General features: G+C 56.9%; 16 protein-coding genes. 12 read left to right on the top strand and 4 right to left on the bottom strand.

The features are described from left to right. Position 1: 1 nt before the first annotated feature. The 11 genes from J8G15_RS02525 (at position 2) to J8G15_RS02575 (ending at position 11,558) form a co-directional block, all read left to right on the top strand. Positions 2-697, top strand: a complete 696-nt coding sequence (locus J8G15_RS02525) for an ABC transporter ATP-binding protein (protein WP_210545875.1) — start codon at positions 2-4, stop codon at positions 695-697. A gap of 112 nt (positions 698-809) precedes the next feature. Then, a complete protein-coding gene (locus J8G15_RS02530; RefSeq protein ID WP_210545876.1) occupies positions 810-2,909 on the top strand; it encodes a 3-hydroxyacyl-CoA dehydrogenase NAD-binding domain-containing protein in 2,100 nt (699 codons plus the stop codon). 26 nt (positions 2,910-2,935) lie between these two features. Continuing rightward, positions 2,936-4,111: an acetyl-CoA C-acyltransferase gene (locus J8G15_RS02535; protein WP_210545878.1), complete on the top strand. Its 1,176-nt coding sequence runs from the start codon at positions 2,936-2,938 to the stop codon at positions 4,109-4,111. An 85-nt stretch (positions 4,112-4,196) separates the two neighbouring features. After that, positions 4,197-6,053 carry an acyl-CoA dehydrogenase gene (locus J8G15_RS02540; RefSeq protein ID WP_210545880.1) on the top strand — a complete coding sequence of 619 codons (1,857 nt, stop codon included), beginning with the start codon at positions 4,197-4,199 and terminating at the stop codon, positions 6,051-6,053. A gap of 274 nt (positions 6,054-6,327) precedes the next feature. Beyond that, positions 6,328-6,672: a hypothetical protein gene (locus J8G15_RS02545; RefSeq protein ID WP_210545882.1), complete on the top strand. Its 345-nt coding sequence runs from the start codon at positions 6,328-6,330 to the stop codon at positions 6,670-6,672. 134 nt (positions 6,673-6,806) lie between these two features. Then, positions 6,807-7,598, top strand: a complete 792-nt coding sequence (locus tag J8G15_RS02550) for an SDR family oxidoreductase (protein ID WP_210545884.1) — start codon at positions 6,807-6,809, stop codon at positions 7,596-7,598. 121 nt (positions 7,599-7,719) lie between these two features. Beyond that, positions 7,720-8,172: a PaaI family thioesterase gene (locus J8G15_RS02555; RefSeq protein WP_210547428.1), complete on the top strand. Its 453-nt coding sequence runs from the start codon at positions 7,720-7,722 to the stop codon at positions 8,170-8,172. Positions 8,173-8,192: 20 nt separating this feature from the next. Beyond that, positions 8,193-9,209, top strand: a complete 1,017-nt coding sequence (locus tag J8G15_RS02560; RefSeq protein ID WP_210545886.1) for an NADP-dependent oxidoreductase — start codon at positions 8,193-8,195, stop codon at positions 9,207-9,209. Between the two features lie 16 nt (positions 9,210-9,225). Then, the gene (locus J8G15_RS02565) at positions 9,226-10,167 is read left to right on the top strand and encodes a glutathione S-transferase family protein (protein ID WP_210545888.1); all 942 of its coding nucleotides are present in this window, start codon (positions 9,226-9,228) and stop codon (positions 10,165-10,167) included. Then, positions 10,164-10,634: a GNAT family N-acetyltransferase gene (locus tag J8G15_RS02570; protein ID WP_240538414.1), complete on the top strand. Its 471-nt coding sequence runs from the start codon at positions 10,164-10,166 to the stop codon at positions 10,632-10,634. Before J8G15_RS02565 ends, J8G15_RS02570 begins: the two co-directional genes overlap by 4 nt. Before the next feature lie 18 nt (positions 10,635-10,652). Beyond that, the gene (locus tag J8G15_RS02575) at positions 10,653-11,558 is read left to right on the top strand and encodes an SDR family oxidoreductase (RefSeq protein ID WP_210545890.1); all 906 of its coding nucleotides are present in this window, start codon (positions 10,653-10,655) and stop codon (positions 11,556-11,558) included. A gap of 97 nt (positions 11,559-11,655) precedes the next feature. On the opposite strand, the gene J8G15_RS02580 is transcribed toward J8G15_RS02575, so the two are convergent. After that, positions 11,656-13,854, bottom strand: coding sequence for an EAL domain-containing protein (locus J8G15_RS02580; protein ID WP_210545892.1), 2,199 nt, complete (start codon positions 13,852-13,854; stop codon positions 11,656-11,658). Positions 13,855-13,903: 49 nt separating this feature from the next. Then, positions 13,904-16,012, bottom strand: coding sequence for an HDOD domain-containing protein (locus tag J8G15_RS02585; RefSeq protein ID WP_210545895.1), 2,109 nt, complete (start codon positions 16,010-16,012; stop codon positions 13,904-13,906). A gap of 337 nt (positions 16,013-16,349) precedes the next feature. Here J8G15_RS02585 and J8G15_RS02590 point away from each other — a divergent pair, with 337 nt between their 5' ends. Further along, the gene (locus tag J8G15_RS02590) at positions 16,350-17,588 is read left to right on the top strand and encodes a serine hydrolase (protein ID WP_210545897.1); all 1,239 of its coding nucleotides are present in this window, start codon (positions 16,350-16,352) and stop codon (positions 17,586-17,588) included. Here J8G15_RS02590 and J8G15_RS02595 read toward each other — a convergent pair. After that, positions 17,567-18,208, bottom strand: a complete 642-nt coding sequence (locus J8G15_RS02595; protein ID WP_210545900.1) for a class I SAM-dependent methyltransferase — start codon at positions 18,206-18,208, stop codon at positions 17,567-17,569. The genes J8G15_RS02590 and J8G15_RS02595 overlap by 22 nt on opposite strands. 43 nt (positions 18,209-18,251) lie before the next feature. Further along, positions 18,252-18,713, bottom strand: a complete 462-nt coding sequence (locus tag J8G15_RS02600) for a TerB family tellurite resistance protein (protein ID WP_370627474.1) — start codon at positions 18,711-18,713, stop codon at positions 18,252-18,254. Between the last annotated feature and the right edge of the window lie 155 nt (positions 18,714-18,868).

Genomic DNA, 18,868 nt, shown 5'->3' on the forward strand with positions numbered 1-18,868 from the left:
CATGCTAAAAATTGAAAATCTGCAAGCGTTTTACGGAAAGAGTCATGTGCTCCACGGGGTGCATCTTGACGTCGGTGCTGGGGAAATCGTTTCCTTGCTAGGGCGAAATGGCTCGGGCCGATCGACCACAGCCAAGGCCATCATGGGCTTGGTGGAGTGCGAAGGCTCGATCCTTTGGCGGGGAGAACAAATACTCGGCAAAAAGACCTACGAAATTGCGCACTTTGGCTTGGGCTATGTGCCTGAAAGCCGCGATATTTTCCCCAACTTAACGGTCGAGCAGAATCTCCACTTAGGAGAAAAAAGCACTCGCAAGTCGGGTCGTTGGTCGTTTGACGACATGTACCAGATGTTCCCCCGCCTGAAAGAGCGCCAACACACGGCCGCGGGTGTCATGTCTGGCGGTGAGCAGCAGATGTTGACCCTTTGCCGCACGCTGATGGGAGACCCCGATCTGATCATCATTGATGAACCGACAGAGGGCCTGGCGCCAAAAATTGTGGAATTGGTCGCTCACTATCTGACAGAGCTTAAAAAACGGGGCATCTCGGTGCTCCTGATTGAGCAGAAACTGACCATCGCCATGGATATTTCGGATCGTTGCCTTGTCATGGGACACGGAAGTATCGTGTTCGAGGGCACCCCGGACGCCCTGCGGAAAGACCATGACATCCGCAAGGAATGGCTGGAGGTTTAGGCTATTGTCTCAACTGCGACTGGTTGAGGGTTAACCCTTGCTGGGCCGGGAGTTGAGGGTTCTACAATGAAAAAGAACGATCGTACTATTTTTACTTCCGAGGATTGCAAGCATGACCGCTGAATACAAAGTTCATGGCGCTATCGCCGTGATTACGCTCAATAACCCCCCTGTCAATGGTCTGGGTCATTCCACCCGGCTGGCTGTAACTGATGGCTTGGTTAAGGCTAACTCAGACGTCGCTGTCAAGGCCATCGTCATCACTGGCGCTGGAAAAGCGTTTTCGGGCGGTGCAGACATTAAGGAATTTGGGAGCCCTAAGGCATTGCAAGAGCCCAATTTGCTCAGCGTGATTTTGGCTGTCGAGAATTCGGCCAAGCCGGTGGTCGCTGCCGTTCACTCTGTTTGTATGGGCGGTGGGTTGGAGTTGGCACTGGGTTGCCACTACCGCATTGCGGCGCCTGGTTGCAGCGTGGCATTGCCTGAGGTCAAACTGGGCTTGATTCCCGGTGCCGGCGGTACACAACGTTTACCACGTGCATTGGGTGTGGAACCCGCGCTGAACATGATTGTCAGCGGTGAGCCCGTCAAGAGCGAGTTGCTCGCCATGATTCCGGGACAAAAGCTATTTGACAAGATTGCCAGTAGTGCAGAAGCGCTGGCCGCTGAAGCGCTTGCTTATGCCATGGACGTCTCAGAAGCGCGGCCGTTACCCTTGGTGCGCAACCTGCCTTGCCGTCACCCGCAAGGCGACGCGTATTTCCAGTTCGCTCGCAATATGGTCAAAGGCATGGCCAAAAACTACCCTGCGCCCGCCAAGTGTGTGGACGCGGTTGAAGCCGCGACAAAGCAGAAGTTTGATGTGGGCATGGTCACTGAGCGTGACATCTTCGTCAACCTGATGTGGAGTCCAGAGAGTCGCGCACTGCGCCATGTCTTCATGGCCGAGCGTGCAGCATCGAAAATACATGATGTCCCCGCAGATACAGCGCAGCGCGCTATTAATTTGGTAGCAATTATTGGCGCCGGTACCATGGGTGGCGGTATTGCCATGAACTTCTTGAATGCTGGCATTCCCGTCAAGATGCTGGAGATGAAGCAGGACGCGCTGGATCGCGGCCTGGCCATCATTGCCAAAAATTACGAATCGCAGGTTAAAAAAGGCAAACTCAAGCAAGACAAGTATGAGCAACGCATGAGTCTGCTGAGCACGACGCTCAGCTACGACGATCTGTCAGACGCCGACATGGTGATCGAAGCGGTGTTTGAAGAGCTGGGTGTGAAAGAGGCCGTGTTTAAAGAGCTGGACCGGGTCATGAAGCCCGGTGCCATTCTGGCCTCTAACACCTCAACGCTGGATGTGGACAAAATCGCGGCCTTCACCAAGCGTCCCGAAGACGTGGTCGGTATGCACTTTTTCAGCCCCGCCAACGTCATGAAGTTGCTGGAGGTGGTTCGTGGTGCTAAAACAGGCAAAGACGTGCTGGCTACGGTCATGACCGTGGCTAAGAAAATTCGCAAAACCGCCGTGTTGTCTGGCGTGTGTGACGGCTTCATCGGCAATCGCATGATCGAACAATATGGCCGTCAAGGTGGCTTCCTGTTGGACGAAGGCTGCACACCAGCCCAAGTGGACAAAGCGGTTGAGAAGTTTGGCTTCGCCATGGGTCCGTTCCGCATGGGTGACTTGGCGGGAAATGACATTGGCTGGGCGATCCGCAAGCGTCGCTACCAGGAAAAGCCAGACATGAAGTACAGTAAAACTGCTGACCTGCTGTGCGAGAAGGGCCGTTTCGGTCAAAAAACCGGCGCCGGATGGTATGACTATGTCGCTGGCAAGCGCGATGCCATTCCTAACGCGGAAGTGGAGCAGATGATTGCCACTCACCGCGAAAGCCTGGGCATCAACCCCCGCAAGATCTCTGACGAGGAAATCGTTCAGCGTCTCGTGTTCTCGCTGGTGAATGAAGCCGCTCATATTCTGGAAGAAGGCATTGCCAACAAGGCCAGCGACATCGACATCGTGTACATCTTTGGTTATGGATTCCCTCCTTACCGCGGTGGCCCCATGAATTACGCCGACGAAGTGGGCCTGTTCAATGTCGTGCAAGCCATGAACCGCTTTGCGCAGAACCCGCTGGACGACGCTGCATTCTGGAAGCCTGCGCCTTTGTTGGCCAAGCTCGCCGCCGAAGGCAAGACCTTCAACTGAACCCAGACATCAGAAAGACAAGCACCATGACCTCCGCTGTAATTGTTTCTACCGCTCGCACCCCCCTGGCCAAAAGCTGGAAGGGCTCCTTCAACATGACCCATGGCGCCACATTGGGTGGCCATGCGGTCGAGCACGCCATCTCCCGCGCCGGCATCGAAGCCGGTGAGGTGGACGACGTGATCATGGGTTGCGCCACGCCTGAGGGCGCCACTGGTTCCAACATCGCACGACAGATCGCCTTGCGCGCCGGCTGCCCCGTCACAGTTTCCGGTATGACGATCAACCGTTTTTGTTCATCCGGCTTGCAAACCATTGCTACCGCCGCTCAGAGCATCATTGCTGGTCAGGGCGACATCTATGTGGCCGGCGGTGTGGAAGCGATTTCCTGCGTGCAGCAGGAGATGAACCAGCACATGCTGGCTGACCCGTGGTTGGTCAAGAACAAGCCAGAGATTTACTGGAACATGTTGCAAACGGCTGAGAACGTGGCCAAGCGCTACAACATCAGCCGCGACGCCATGGACGAGTACGGCGCCGCCAGCCAACAGCGTGCCACGGCCGCGTTGGCAGCGGGTCTGTTCAAGGACGAAATCGCGCCTATCACCGTGATCATGGGTGTGGCCGACAAGGTCATGGGTCTTACGACGAAGAAGGTCACCGTCAGTGACGACGAAGGCATTCGTGCCGGCACCACCAAAGAAGGGATCAGTGGACTGCGCTCTGCGGTGCCAGGCGGTTTGATCACGGCCGGCAACGCCAGCCAGTTTTCCGACGGCGGTGGCGCCGTGGTGGTGATGCACGAAAAGCTGGCTGAGAAAAAAGGCCTCAAGCCATTGGGTCGCTTCCTCGGCTTTGCCGTCGCCGGTTGCGAGCCAGACGAGATGGGCATTGGCCCCGTGTTTGCCATCCCCAAGGTGCTGGCACGCTTGGGCCTGAAGGTTAGCGACATCGATTTGTGGGAACTGAACGAAGCCTTTGCTGTGCAAGTGCTGTACTGCCGCGACAAGCTCGGCATTCCTGCGGACCGGTTGAATGTGAATGGTGGCGCCATTGCTGTGGGCCACCCCTACGGCGTCAGCGGTCAACGCCTGACCGGTCACGCCCTGATTGAAGGAAAACGCCGCGGTGCCAAGCGTGTGTGTGTCACCATGTGTATTGGTGGCGGCATGGGCGCGGCAGGTATTTTTGAAGTGCTTTAAGCAGCCGGTGCCGATCTCGGCCTGATCTCTCCAAGCTGGGCCGCTGATGCAAGCGGTCCGGCTTTTTTTTCGAACGGAATCCACCATGTCCCTGCGTCCTACCCTCGATTTTCTGTTGTACCAATGGCTGAAGGCCGACTCGCTGAATGAGCGCGACCGGTTTGCCGATCATTCGCGTGAAACCTTTGACGCGGTGATGGACACCTGCGAGCGCATTGCCCGTGAAAAATACGCGCCATTTAACCGAATGATTGATGCCGAGGAGCCGAAGTTTGACGGCGAGAAAGTTATTCTGCCGGCCTGCACCCAGGATGCCCACGACGCTTATGTTGCCTCTGGCATGTTGGGCGCGGCGCAAGACTTTGAGATGGGTGGCATGCAATTGCCGTTTACTGTGGAGTCGGCTGCCAATGCTTTCTTTGGCTGTGCATCGATTGGCATGGGCGCGGGCATGCTCACGACTGGCAACGCGAGTTTATTGATGGTACATGGCACATCGATGCAGAAAGAAGTGTTTGCCAAAAACGAATTCTCCGGCGCGTGGTCGGGCACCATGTGTCTGTCCGAGCCACAGGCGGGCTCCAGTTTGAGTGACGTGGTGACGCGCGCGGTGCCTGATGGCGATGATTCGGCGACCGACCCTTTGGGTCCGCGTTACCGCATCAAAGGCAACAAGATGTGGATCTCCGCCGGTGAACATGAATTGACCGAGAACATCATTCACCTCGTGTTAGCCAAAATTCCTGGCCCGGACGGCAAGCTGATCCCCGGGACCAAAGGTATCTCGCTGTTTGTGGTTCCCAAGAAGATGGTGAACGACAAGGGTCAACTGACGGGTGAGCGCAACGACGTGGCCTTGGCCGGTTTGAACCATAAACTGGGCTGGCGCGGCACCACCAACACGATGCTGAACTTTGGCGAAGGCAAGTACCCCGTCACCAGCGTCAGTGGGGGGCTGGACGGCCAGGGTGCGGGCGCAGTCGGCTATTTGGTCGGTCAGCCGGGCAAGGGCTTGCAATGCATGTTCCACATGATGAACGGCGCCCGCATTGCCGTGGGCATTGGCGCCACCATGCTGGGCATGGCGGGTTACTACGCCTCCCTTGACTATGCCAAGGGCCGGCCACAAGGGCGCCCCATCAGCGCGGGTGGCAAAGACCCAGCGCAGCCTCAGGTGCGGATCATCGAACATGCCGACGTCAAGCGCATGCTGCTGGCGCAAAAATCTTATTGTGAGGGCGCCTTGGCCTTGGCGCTGTACTGCGCCCGCCTGGTGGATGAACAACACACGGGCACCGCCGATGCGGCGGACGAGGCCCGGTTATTGCTGGAGGTGCTGACGCCAATTGCGAAAAGCTGGCCCAGCGAGTGGTGTCTAGAGGCCAACTCCCTGGCGATTCAGGTCCATGGCGGTTACGGCTATACCCGCGACTTTCCGGTGGAGCAGTATTGGCGCGACAACCGGCTGAACATGATTCACGAAGGTACCCACGGTATTCAGGCCTTGGACCTGCTGGGACGCAAGGTGTTGATGGAAAACGGCAAGGGGCTGATTCTTTTGGCCGCGCGCATCACGGCCACGATGAAGCGTGCTCAGCTGGTGCCAACCTTGGCGCCGCACGCCGAGGCCCTGGCGCAGGCATTGAAGCGGGTGATTCATGCGACGCAAGCGGCCTGGTCTACCGGTGAGCCGAATGATGCGCTGGCCAACGCCGTGCCCTACATGCAGGCTTTTGGTCACACCGTTCTGGCCTGGATCTGGCTTGACGTTGCTCTGGCCGTATTGGAGGGTGATGCTATGCAATCAGTCGCGTCTTCTGAAGGAAAAATAAGGGCTACCACCTATTTTTACCACTATGAGCTACCCAAGGTGGAAGCCTGGCTGAAGGTGGTTGAGAACCGCGACCCCACCTGTGCGGCCATGCCAGAAGAGGCTTTCTGACACATGGGGCAGAACGCCGCTTTGCCCCTGAAATGCCTGAGACCTTGATCTCAGGCGTGTCAATCGACGCTCTGGTCTGACGTTCGGCGCGCAATTTTTCTATGTTTCTCCCCACTTGACTCAAGCTTGACACACAAGCTAGATAGCGCATGATGTTTGTCAAAGATTGAAACACGACAAGCTGGCTGAATTGACTCAGGTTAAAGGATCAATCAGTCGTGTCGCAGATGTCACGCGCTAAGTTTTCAGCAAGAGCATTGGGGAGGGCGCTTTGATGGTGTTTGGAAGAATTTTTGATCGTTTGCGAACATTGGCCGGCGTGCGGCAGGTGCGCCAGGTGCCGCCCGCCAGAGAGAGACCCTCAGTGGGGAGCAGCATTGTTCGGGGTCCGTTGCGTCTTCGCGTGAAATACGCGATGGATGACGAGTTCTGGGGGTGGCTGGCCTCGAAGGGTTGGCGGCCTATGCATCTGCACAACAATCGCCGGCGATACCAAGTGGTGCCAGAGAAGGTGTTCATCAAACTGGCAGGTGATGATCTTGCTGAGCGCGAGGAAATCGACGGCCGATTGGCCAAATTATCCGCCGTCGAATCAGACCCATCTGTTGCCGCCCCATGAGCAAGCCCACGTCATTGGGCGACTGGTGCTGAACGTGTCAGGTTGATCGACCTGCTTATCACCCACGGGACATGAATCGTTCCCCATTCCCAAGACAATGAGTTTTTGTTAATTCACCACAAAGGAACGTTCACATGGCACGCACGATTCAACAGCTTTTCGACCTTACTGGCAAGACCGCACTGGTCACCGGCGGCTCGCGCGGCCTGGGCTTGCAAATGGCGCATGCGCTGGGTGAGGCCGGTGCCAAGGTGCTGATCACATCACGCAAGGCCGAGGACCTGGAGCAGGCCGTGGCGCAGCTTCAAGCCGCCGGTATTGATGCCCGCTGGGTGGCCGCTGATTGTGCGAAAGAGTCCGAAATTAATCGTCTGGCGGATGAAACCCTGCAACGCCTGGGCGATGTCGACATTCTGGTTAACAACGCTGGCGCCGCATGGGGCGCACCCGCTGAAGATCACCCGATTGACGCCTGGGACAAAGTGATGAACCTGAACGTGCGGGGCTACTTTTTGCTGAGCCAGGTCATTGCCAAGCGAAGCATGATTGCCCGCCGTTCGGGGCGCATCATCAACGTGGCCTCCATTGCCGGTCTGGGGGGCAACCCTGAGGGCATGACGACGATTGCCTACAACACCTCCAAAGGTGCGGTGATTAACTTCACCCGCACGCTGGGTGCGGAATGGGGCAAGTACAACATCAATGTGAATGCCATTTGCCCCGGCTTCTTCCCCAGCAAAATGACCATGGGCACCCTGGCGGCCCTGGGCGAGGAAAAGCTGGCTGCGTCCGCGCCGCTCAAGCGCTTGGGCGACGATGAAGACCTGAAAGGACTGTGCCTATTGTTCGCCTCTGATGCGGGCAAGCACATCACCGGCCAATGGCTGGCGGTGGACGGCGGCGTCAGCGTCGTCACAGGCGGCTAAGCTCGGTAGATCAACCGTTGCTGTGTTGGCAACGGCTTCGCGCGCCGAGTCGGGTGGCTTCATCTGAGAAATGAAAGAAGCACTCGCCACCGGTGGTCGTGAATTACCTTTTGAGGCGGCTATGAAATTTGGTGTGGAAATCCCCTTTGTTGAACACCTGGGCTTTGAGCTGGAGTTGTTTGAGGGAGGACTGTCTGAGATCACCTTCTCCCCCAAGCCTGAGCACTTGAACTCGTTCAACGTCACGCATGGCGGGGCGCTTATGACTTTGCTGGATGTCACGATGGCCGTGGCGGCGCGCAGCGTACAGCCCGACATGGGCGCGGTCACCATCGAAATGAAAACCAGCTTCATGCAGCCCGCCCGTGGCGCGCTGGTCGGTAAAGGCCGCTTGATGCACCGCACCGCCACCATGGCCTTCACCGAAGGCACCATTTTTGACGAGGCGGGGCGCGCTTGTGCGCATGCCACCGGCACGTTTAAATTTGTCCGGCGTTTGCCCACCGGGCCCAAAAGCAGCCACCCATTGAATGCGCGCCCCGATGACGCAGCGTCCGTCATCTCAACCGATTAATAACTATCAAGGAGACATGTATGCCCCGCAACCAACAAATCCACCTCAACAACCGCCCTGACGGAGAGGCCGTGGCCAGCAACTTCAAATTGGTGGCCAGCGAGACTCCGCCGCTGCAAGACGGGCAGGTTCTGGTGCGCCACCATTTCCTGAGCCTGGACCCCTACATGCGCGGCCGCATGAACGATGCCAAGAGCTACGCCATGCCGCAGGCCTTGGGTGAAACCATGGGGGGGGGCACCGTGGGCGAGGTGGTCGAATCGAAGAACGAGCGCTTCGCGGTCGGCGACAAGGTCGTGGGCATGGGCGGCTGGCAGGAGTACAGCGTCGTTGATGCCAATCAAGTCGGTGCCTTGCGAAAAGTCGATACCACGCATGTTCCATTGAGCGCGTATTTGGGCGCCGTGGGCATGCCCGGAGTGACGGCGTGGTATGGCTTGGTCAAGATCATTGCGCCCCAGGCGGGAGACACCATGGTCATCAGTGCCGCCACGGGCGCGGTGGGCAGTGCTTTTGCGGCGCTGTCGAAGGCGCGAGGCTGTCATACCGTTGGCATTGCCGGTGGCCCTAAGAAGTGCAAGTACGCGGTCGAGGAGTTGGGCTACGACGCTTGCATCGACTATAAAACCCACACCGATGCAGCGTCCTTGGCCAAAGCGCTCAAAGACGCTTGCCCAAAGGGCATCGACGGCTATTTCGAGAACGTCGGCGGCATGGTGCTGGACGCGGTGCTGACCCGAATGAATGCATTCGGCCGAATTGCCGTGTGCGGAATGATTGCAGGCTATGACGGTGCACCGCTGCCGCTGACCTACCCCGCCTTGATTTTGGTCAACCGTTTGAAAGTCCAAGGATTCATTGTGAGCGAACACATGGAAATATGGCCTGAAGCACTCAAGGAATTGGGCACGCAGGTGGCCACTGGCAAGCTCAAACCCAGGGAGTCGATTGCACTCGGCATTAAGGCCGCCCCGGAAGCTTTTCTGGGGCTGCTGAAGGGCCGCAATTTCGGCAAGCAGCTGGTCAAGCTGGTCTAGGCACAAGGACACCCCTATGTCAGACCTCATTCTTCACCATTACCCTACGTCACCCTTCTCGGAAAAAATCCGGTTGGTACTGGGCTACAAAAAGCTGGCCTGGAAGTCGGTCATCATTCCGTCTATCATGCCCAAGCCTGATGTCCAGGCTTTGACGGGCGGCTACCGCAAGACGCCGTTTCTGCAAATAGGCTCCGACATTTATTGCGACAGTGCCTTGATTTGCGACGTGCTGGAGCACCTGCAACCAGAGCCTGCGTTGTATCCCGCCGCACACAAAGGCCTGGCCAGGGTGTTGGCGCAGTGGGCAGACAGCACCCTGTTCTGGGCGGCCATGGCGTACAACCTGCAGCCCAAGGGCGCTGCCGCCATGTTCAGTGGTGTACCTCCGGAGGTGGCCCAGGCCTTTGGCGCAGACCGGGCAGCCATGACCGCCGGCATGACCCGCTTGCGTGCTTTGGACGCCAGCGCCGCCTACAAATCGTATTTGCGTCGGTTGGCCAACATGCTGGAAGGTCAAGACTACCTTTTGGGTGATGCGCCCTGCGTGGCAGACTTCTCGGCCTACCACCCGCTTTGGTTCACCCGCCACCGCGTGACGGTGCTGGCCGATATTCTGGAGGCCACGTCCTCCGTGCTGGCCTGGATGGACCGCATGGCGGCCATCGGCTCTGGCCAGATGAGCAAGATATCTGCTACTGAATCAATAGCTATCTGTGCTGGTACGGCGGGGGCTAGCGCGCTAGATGACACCACTTATCAGGATGAGCACGGCATTCCATTGGGCAGTCGAGTAACGGTGACATCGGAAAGCTTTGGGGCTGAAGCCACCGAAGGTGAGTTGGTAGCGGCCACCCGAATGCACTACACCCTGCGTCGCCAGGACGAGCGGGCCGGCACTGTGCAGGTTTACTTTCCGCGCATTGGCTATGTGCTGAAGGCTGTCATTGCATCGTGAGCGTTGACCGCGCCATGAACTGGTCATGGTGTGCCTTTGGTGATCTGACCACAACCCACTTCTACGAACTGCTGCAGTTGCGCAGTGAAGTCTTCGTGGTCGAACAAAATTGTGTCTTCCTAGATCTGGATGGCTCCGATTCGGTTGCCCTGCACTTGCTTGGGCGCGAGGAGGGCGGCGACGGGACCCTGTTGGCCTATGCCCGATGCTTCTTGCCCGGCGTCAAGTTTGCCGAGGCGAGTATTGGCCGGGTGACCACCCGGCGCAACGCGCGTGGAAATGGTTTGGGGCATGCGTTGATCACCGAGGCGGTGGCCGCGCTTTGCAGGCATTGGGGTTCGCAGCCCATTCGCATTGGCGCCCAGACCCGGTTGGCCAGTTACTACGCCCGCCACGGCTTTGTCGATGTGGGCAAGCCCTATTTGGAAGATGGCATTGAGCATATCGAGATGCTTTGGACCCCTTAATACTGGAGTTGAACTGAGATGAATGAATTTAAAAATAAAACCGCGGTGTTGACTGGTGCTGGCTCTGGCTTTGGCCTGGAATGCGCTCGCATCGGCGCAGCACTGGGCATGAACCTTGTGCTGGTGGATGTTCAGCAAGACGCACTAGACAAGGTGGCTCAAGAGTTGACGGCGGCGGGCGCTGCTGTGTTGGCGGTTCAGGTCGACGTATCCAAGGCTGCTGAAATGGACGCCTTGGGCGTCGCTGTTCAAGCCCGTTTTGGCGCCCCGCACTTTGTGTTCAATAACGCTGGTGTGGGCGCCGGGGGCTTGATTTGGGAAAGCACTGCGGCGGACTGGGAGTGGGTGTTGGGCGTGAATGTGATGGGTGTGGCCCACGGTGTTCGTGTGTTCACGCCCATGATGCTCGACGCGGCCAGACAGGATGCGGGCTACGAGGGCCATATCGTGAACACGGCCAGTATGGCGGGCTTGGTGAACGCGCCCAATATGGGCATCTACAACGTGAGCAAACACGCGGTGGTGAGCTTGAGTGAGACCTTGTACCAAGATCTGGCTTTGGTCACCGATCAAATCAGCGCCTCGGTTTTGTGCCCGTTCTTTGTGCCTACAGGCATCAGCCAGAGCCACCGAAATCGCCCCGCCAAAGAAGCTTCGTCGGCACCCACGCGCAGTCAGATGATTGGCCAAGCCATGAGTGACAAGGCGGTCAGCTCTGGCAAGGTCAGTGCGGAGGACGTTGCCCGGCTTGTGTTTGACGCCGTCAGCCAGCGCCAGTTCTACATCTACAGCCACCCCAAAGCCATTGGCTCGGTGCAAAGCCGGTTGGAAGACATCATGCTGGCGCGCAACCCGACCGACCCATTTATCCAGAAGCCCGAATTGGGTGCGTCATTGCGAACCGCGCTTAAAGCGGTTGATTGAGAAAAAGTTGAAGAGGGCAGGGTGAATCAGTCAATCGATTTGCCGCTGCCAGCGCCCTTGATTGCAACGGGCGGTTGCGACGATCAGAACGGCTGATTCAGGCCAGACCTGCCTGCTCGGTGAGCAGCACCAGCATACGGCTTTGCGGCATGGGTTTGTGGTACAGATAGCCCTGCATGATGCGGCAACCCGATTTTTCGAGGTAGGCGGCTTGTATGGGGGTTTCAACGCCCTCCGCGACGAGGTTGAGGCCAAGCCCTTTTGCAATTGAAATAATGGCCAGCACCACGGGAAACTGGGCGCTCTCATCATGAATTTCCATGATGAAAGAGCGGTCAATTTTGAGGGTGTGAATCGGGAATCGATGAAGGTACGACAGAGATGAATAGCCCGTTCCAAAGTCATCAATCGCCACACTCACCCCCAATTGGCAGAGTTTGTCGAGCTGTTTAATGGCCGCTTGTGGATTGCGAATACAGATGTTTTCGGTCACCTCCACCTCAACTTGCGTCGGTGAGATGTTGTGGCGTGACAGCGCACTTTGCAGCTTGTCATAAAAGTCACCCCGATCCAGGTACTGGGGGGAGAGGTTCAGGGACAGGCGAATCCCCTCGCAACCCGTGGCATTCCAGGCCAGCAAGTCACGGCAGATGGCCTCCAGCATCCAGTCGCTGATGGGGATGATCAGCCCGTTGTCCTCGGCCAGGGGCAAAAACTCACCCGCGCTCAATAACCCGCGTTCGGGGTGGTTCCAGCGCATCAAGGCTTCGGCGCCTATGATTTTTCCGGTGGTGACGTCCAGTTGGGGCTGGTAATGCATTTCCAGCTCGCCCTGGTCCTGAGCCAGATGCAAACGATGCTCCAACTCAATGTTTTTCCGGGACGCATCCAGCATGCTGTCGTCAAAGAAGGCATGGCCATTTTTGCCGGCTGCCTTGATTTGGTACATCGCGATCCCAGAACTCCGGATCAAGGCGTCAATTTCAGTGCCGTTATCGGGGTAAAAAGCGATGCCAATGCTGGCCGTCATGTGAATCGCGTGGCCAGCCAGTTCAAACGCTGGCTTCATGCATTCCAGAAATTTGTCGGCAATGAGCGTGGCATCTTGCCGACTGGTCAGTTCCGGCAAGATCGCAGTGAACTCATCGTCCCCAAAGCGCGCCAGGGTGTCACACCGGCGCAGACAGGTTTTCAGGCGAAGGGCGGTTTGCTGAAGGAGCTCGTCGCCCATGCGATGCCCTAACGATTCGTTGACCAGCTTGAAACGGTCCAGGTCAATGAACATGACTGCCAGCTTGGATTCGTTCCGTCGAGCTTGAAACATGGCCAGGCTCAAGCGGTCCTTGAACAGCACCCGATTGGGCAAATCCGTCAGGATGTCGTGGTAGGTCTGGTGCGAGATCAACTCGTCGGCCTGACGGTTGTCTGTGATGTCACGCGCGACGCCATAGATGCCAAACATTTTCGCACTAGCGTCAGCGTCTGGGGCCAAACCGTTAGCCGGGGGAGTCGGGGTTCTCAGCAGCTCATTGCTGAAAGTGCGGGGTGCGTTGTCCGGGTTGATAGATTTGAAACGTAACTCTACGCTGCGCGTCAATCGACGGTCGTACTTGGCTTCGCCAAACACGTAGTTGGCGCGCTCCATGTCTTCGTCGTGAATCAACTCGGAATAGTGCTTGCCCAGAAGGTCCTCTCGGGTGAACCCTAGCAGTTCCCGCGCCCGGTTGTTGATAAATGTGAAGCACCCCGAGTCATCCAGCGTGTAGATGATGTCGGGGGAGCAGTCCACCAGGTTACGGTAGACCCGCTCGGAACTTTCAAGTTGGGACGCAATTTTTCGGTTTTCGGCCTGTAGCCTCCGGTGCTGCAGCGCTTTGTCGATGGTTTTTAACAGTTCCTCGCTGGCATAAGGCTTTCTCAGGTAGTCGTAAGCGCCGCGTTTCAGTGCGCCAATGACCGACTCGACCTCAGGCGCGCCACTGGTCACGATGACGTGAGCCCCCATCTGGTGCAGGTTCATGAACTCCATGATCTCCTGCCCCCCAATATCTGGCAGACCCAGATCGAGAATTACCAGATCAAACCGGGACTGCCGCAATTGTTCAATGGCCTCCATACCACTTGACGCAGCTGTCAGCGCCAAGCCCTGATGTTGAAGCAGGGCTTGGAGGCTGCGCAGCAGGCGAGGCTCGTCCTCAACCAGGAGCACTGTCTCAGTGGGTGGGCGCTCAAAATCCTCAGGCATCACCAATGTCGCCTGGTCAAGCGAGGACAGTGTCAGACTCCGGTGTGTCATGGTGACGCTTTGTTCTTGGGCGCTGTTGCGTACGACAGCTGCATTCACTCTAGGTATTTGGTGTGGGGAGGCGGACAGTGAACTCGGTACCAGACGCTGAACTTTGGCAGCTGATTTCTCCATTTAGCTTTTCAACCAGCCGGTGAACAATGCTCAGCCCGATTCCCCGATGTTGCCCGGGCTTGTTGCTTTCAACGGGCGAAAATAGACGGGATTGAATTTCAGCGGGAATACCTGGCCCACTGTCTTTCACAGAAATTTCAGCGTATTCACGGGCATCGATAGTCACCTTGCCCTTGTCGCTCATCTCAATTTTTCCCCCGTGTGGAACGGCCTCTATTGCGTTTTTCAGTAAATTGATCAAAATTTGCTTCAGGATGTCTGATGAGCCCTGAATCTCCGTGGTGCCACTCGACAGCACCGCCACAATACTGACAGATGAGGGCAGGAATTTGCTTTCAGTGAATAGTCGAACCAAATCTCTTATGACGGAACTAACCTCAGTCACCGCGCCCTGGGTTTTTGGGGCTCCTCCCGCGAATTCGGTAACGAGACTGCTAACGCGGTCTATTTCCTCTTTGAGGATGGATAGCTCTTCTGAGACCGCTTCCTGACGGTTGAGCTTTGCGTCGAGGACGCTGAGGTAATTCTTGATGATGGTCAAGGGGTTGTTCACCTCGTGGGCCACGCGGCGGCTGTCCTCAAGATACTCCTGGCGCACGGTGGCGATACGGCGATCCATTTCTACGCGTGCCTTGGTCGCGCTTTGAATTGACAGTGCGGCTTGTTGGCCAAATGACAACAGGAATCGCTCCCGCTTTTTCAATTCAGAAAGGCGCCAGGGAGGAATGCTGCCGACAATCAGGCCCACAGATTGTGTGGAGGTAGAAACTGGGACACACACCAGACATTCCGCATTCAATGCATTCATCAATCCCACTTCGACGGGGTCAAGGTGCTTGCGGTCTGGGCCTAAGAAGAGCAAGGATTTGGATTCGATGGCCTGTGAGACTCGGGTTTGGCCGGACAAACCGATGGAAATTTCATGTGCAGATCCCTTTGCTTGCAGAGGCGAGACTTGAATCAACTCTTGCCCGGAGTCTGCCGTGAGAAACAACAAGCTGTCGTTCAGGGTGAGCAATATGTGCGCGTTGTTGCGAATCATCTCCATCAAATGGCGATCGCTTTGCGCATTGGCCAACGACTGAACGACGGCCGTGGTTAGTGCCATGTCGCGAACCTGATCGGCCAGTTGTTGGGACGTCGGGTCAATTTCAATGGCAGCCTCGAGTTGTGCCTGCGGTGCGTCAAAGCTGACTTGTTCTGGCAATTCAAGCCCCAGGTTAGCGGCGGTTCTTTTGACCCGGTCTGATGCCCCCGCCGCCAGCGTGGCGAGAAAGGGCAGATCGACGCCGCACAGTGCTCCAGCATCCGGCTCCAATGCTTCGGAGGGCGCGTGATTGGCGAGCCAGTCAGCGAGATGAACTATGCGAACCAGTGGGTGAGCCGTCTCAAGTCGGCTGGCGTTTTCGTGGTGGTACAAGACGCCGTCAGCAATGATGGGGCCCAGATTCCAGCGCTCAATCAGCCAGGCGCCTGCCTCAGCGTGTGAAATTTGCAAAGTCTCCTGCTCAACTTCACAAAGTACGCGGTCATCTTGCGCTCGAAAATTCAGACTGTATTCATTTGGCGAGGCTGCCAAAAGGGCCAAGCGGCCTACGTCGTGCATCAGTCCGGCAAGATAAGCCTCCTCGACAAACGGATAGGCCATTTTTTTTGCCAGCGCTCGAGCCATGACCGCTGTGGTCAAGGCATGCTGCCAAAAGTCGCGAAGATCGGTACCACCTGAATGAGGAAATGCACTGAAAGTCTGAAAGACCGATTCACTGATGACCAATGTCTTGATCATGTCAGCGCCCATTGTGCTCAGGGCCTGCATCAAACCGACTTTGGGGCCTCCGCGATGGTAGGCGGCACTGTTGGCAATGCTCAGCACCTTGGCCATCAAACCAACATCGTTGACGATCAAATCTGCCAACTCGGCCATGCCTGCTTCTTCTGCTTGGCAAAGGTCAATTAACTTGAGCAAAGTTTGTGGCATGGCCGGCAAACGGGCCACCAACAGACGATTTCGAATATCTTGTTCCGGGGGACTCATGTTTATTAAGATTTTTTAGCCAATGAGTTATCAAGTTCAAGGGTCGATTATTTTCTCAATGAACAAATCTCGACCACACTATGTTCTTATTCCGGACGAAATAGGCTGGATCCCTTCGCCTTCATTCTCTACTCCGCCCTATGTCAAGTATTCATTTCAATATACCACTAAGGAATCTGGTTTACCCCATGTGGATACAAGCAATTGTCGCTGGCATTGGAGAGAGTTTTTGGCGCAAGCCAGCGGTCTGCTTCAGGTTTTTTCGGCCCGATGGGGTGCCTTTGTCCGCGAAGGCGAGAATAGTGTAAAACTTGGACCCATGACGAGGATAGACTGAATGACTGACACCCAACCTGCTGTATTGCCCAACCCGACCCCTTCAATCCAGGGGACAGTATCGATTGCGCCGGAAGCGGCGGGGGTTTGTGTTCAACGACTTGAGTCGATGATGGCTGTATTGCATTCAGAGGTCGATTGTCAGCGCTTGCCAGGCGCGGTGGTACTTGTCCATCGCCGAGGCAAATTGGCACTGTTCGACCGTGTCGGCTCACTCGACCCGGCTACCGGCACGCCCATGCCGTGCGACGCCATTTTCAGAATCTACTCCATGACCAAACCTATTGTGTCGGTGGCAGTGATGATGCTCATGGAACAGGGCAAGCTGCTATTGAGTGATCCGGTATCCAAATTTCTGCCCGAGTTCGCCAAACAGCAAGTCGCCGCCGTGGTCGATGGCGCCGTTGTCACCCGCCCGGTGCGACAAGCTGCGACGATTCAAGACTTGCTTCGCCACACCGCTGGCTTGACGTATGAGTTCATGGGCAGTTCAGCCGTGCAACGCCAGTATGCGCAAGTCCGCATCGGCTCTCGGGATCGCACGGTGGCCGAGTTCTCTAATGAGCTGGCCAAGTTGCCGCTGATGGTGGAGCCAGGCTCGGCGTGGGAGTATGGCCGTGCAACAGATGTACTGGGGCGTTTAGTCGAGGTTGTCAGCAGACAATCGCTCGGTGCTTATCTGACGCAACATATTTTCATCCCGCTGGGCATGACTGAGACTTGGTTCACGGTGCCGCCAGAGCACCAAGCCCGCATTGCTGAGCCTTTTGTCAAAGACCCCGAAGGCGGCGTGCAAATGCGAGTGATTGACGTGCGGGAGGCGGCTGCCATGGAGTCAGGTGGTGGCGGTTTGGCGTCAACCGCGCACGACTATGCGCGGTTTCTGCAATTCATGTTGAACAAGGGCGAGTTGGACTGCGTGCGTTTGCTGGGGCCGCGCACTGTGGACTACATGACAGCCGACCATCTTGGCGACATTCCCGTCCACCCCGGTGCGTCTCGCACTCTGTTGCCGCAGGGGCATGGCTTTGGTCTTGGCTTTGCGGTTCGAAAAACCTTAGGCGTTGACACCGTGCCGGGGTCAGTTGGGGCCTACTTTTGGGGCGGAATGGCCGGGACCACCTTCTTCGTGGATCCCAAAGAAGATCTTTTCGCCATTCTGATGCTGCAGGCACCCAACCAGCGCGAGTATTACCGCATGCTGTTCCGTGACTTGGTTTATGCGTCTTTACTGGATTGACTTTTCCGTGCGCTGCCCCAGTAGTGGTAGGTCCAGGGGCGCGGCCCTGGCAAATAACGAGTTGCCAAATCAGGCAGGCTGAATCCCGTATCCAGCAACAATGATTCGATATCTCGCCCTAAATGGCAACCGCCAGCGAGCTTGCCCCAAACCGGCTGCAGGCGGTTTTGCCATCGCCGTACCGATGCGTCTGGTGCGCGACCGTGTTCGCAGTACAGCACCTGGCCGCCCGGCACCAGTACCCGGTGCATTTCACGCAAGGCGATTTCGGGGTCGACGATGCTGCACAGCGTGTAGGTGATCACCACCGAGTCGAAGCTGGCGTCTGGCATGGGAATGGCCTCGGCAGACAAGCCGAGCAGGGTGACGGACAATCCCGTCTCCTGAATGCGCCGTTGGGCTAGGGGATGAAGCTCAAGCGCTGGGTCCAAACCGGTGATGTGGGTTACCCGGCTTTTGTCATAGTGCCGCATATTGAGCCCGGTGCCGATGCCGACTTCCAAAACCCGGCCGTATGCGCGTGGAACGACCAAGTCGCGTTGGCGCCTCACCATGGGCAGGCCACAGGCCCAGTCCAACGCGCTCGGCAGCACGTGACGGTCATACCAAGACGAGTTCATTCTGGGTGAGAGCCCATGCAACGCCGATACAAGGCGTTTTGCATCACGAATTGGCAGGTAAAAACACCTGTTTGGCGTGCAGTTTCGCAGCAATGTATTCGCCGTGGGTCACGTGCAGCAAGCCGGCCACTTTGCTGATCAGGTGGTTTTCATGGGCGTCCAAGTGACCATCGGCAAAGGCGACTTGCCACATGGATTCGACCATGTGAATTTTTTGTCCCTGCGAAAAGTGGTCGTTGATCACGCTGGTGAATCGGTGGTGGTCGTACGCACCCTTGGCGGTTTGTGCGGCCAACTCCAGCAGGCGGTCAGATTCATCTGATCCCAATGCAAATTGCTGATTCAGCGTCGTCAGTATGGCTTGGCGTTCTGCCACGTCCATCGCCGGGTCAGCGCGCATGACTTCGACCAGCAGCACCGCACAGGCCAATTTCAGCGCATGGGCCTGCGCTTCAGGCGAGTCGGCAGCGGTTTGGCCGGTGAAGGCATCAAACAAGTCTTTCAAGGTTTTTAACATAGGGTGACTGGAGCCGTGATGTGTTGCCAGGCTCTTTGGGGAGGTTAAACATATCAGCCCCGGGCCCTCAATAGATCAGCGCATGTAGCTATCAATTAAGGAGTATCAAAGCTGGTTAAGGTCCGTTTTCTGTCTTGTGCGCT

It is taken from the genome of Rhodoferax sp. PAMC 29310, from assembly GCF_017948265.1.
Taxonomy (GTDB): domain Bacteria; phylum Pseudomonadota; class Gammaproteobacteria; order Burkholderiales; family Burkholderiaceae_C; genus Rhodoferax.

Coding starts and splice junctions, on each gene's coding strand:
- J8G15_RS02565 (WP_210545888.1), top strand. CDS start 9,226: ATGTCAGACCTCATTCTTCACCATTACCCTACGTCACCCTTCTCGGAA.
- J8G15_RS02555 (WP_210547428.1), top strand. CDS start 7,720: ATGAAATTTGGTGTGGAAATCCCCTTTGTTGAACACCTGGGCTTTGAG.
- J8G15_RS02530 (WP_210545876.1), top strand. CDS start 810: ATGACCGCTGAATACAAAGTTCATGGCGCTATCGCCGTGATTACGCTC.
- J8G15_RS02550 (WP_210545884.1), top strand. CDS start 6,807: ATGGCACGCACGATTCAACAGCTTTTCGACCTTACTGGCAAGACCGCA.
- J8G15_RS02540 (WP_210545880.1), top strand. CDS start 4,197: ATGTCCCTGCGTCCTACCCTCGATTTTCTGTTGTACCAATGGCTGAAG.
- J8G15_RS02535 (WP_210545878.1), top strand. CDS start 2,936: ATGACCTCCGCTGTAATTGTTTCTACCGCTCGCACCCCCCTGGCCAAA.
- J8G15_RS02545 (WP_210545882.1), top strand. CDS start 6,328: ATGGTGTTTGGAAGAATTTTTGATCGTTTGCGAACATTGGCCGGCGTG.
- J8G15_RS02585 (WP_210545895.1), bottom strand. CDS start 16,012: ATGAGTCCCCCGGAACAAGATATTCGAAATCGTCTGTTGGTGGCCCGT.
- J8G15_RS02590 (WP_210545897.1), top strand. CDS start 16,350: ATGACTGACACCCAACCTGCTGTATTGCCCAACCCGACCCCTTCAATC.
- J8G15_RS02580 (WP_210545892.1), bottom strand. CDS start 13,854: ATGACACACCGGAGTCTGACACTGTCCTCGCTTGACCAGGCGACATTG.
- J8G15_RS02575 (WP_210545890.1), top strand. CDS start 10,653: ATGAATGAATTTAAAAATAAAACCGCGGTGTTGACTGGTGCTGGCTCT.
- J8G15_RS02560 (WP_210545886.1), top strand. CDS start 8,193: ATGCCCCGCAACCAACAAATCCACCTCAACAACCGCCCTGACGGAGAG.
- J8G15_RS02525 (WP_210545875.1), top strand. CDS start 2: ATGCTAAAAATTGAAAATCTGCAAGCGTTTTACGGAAAGAGTCATGTG.
- J8G15_RS02595 (WP_210545900.1), bottom strand. CDS start 18,208: ATGAACTCGTCTTGGTATGACCGTCACGTGCTGCCGAGCGCGTTGGAC.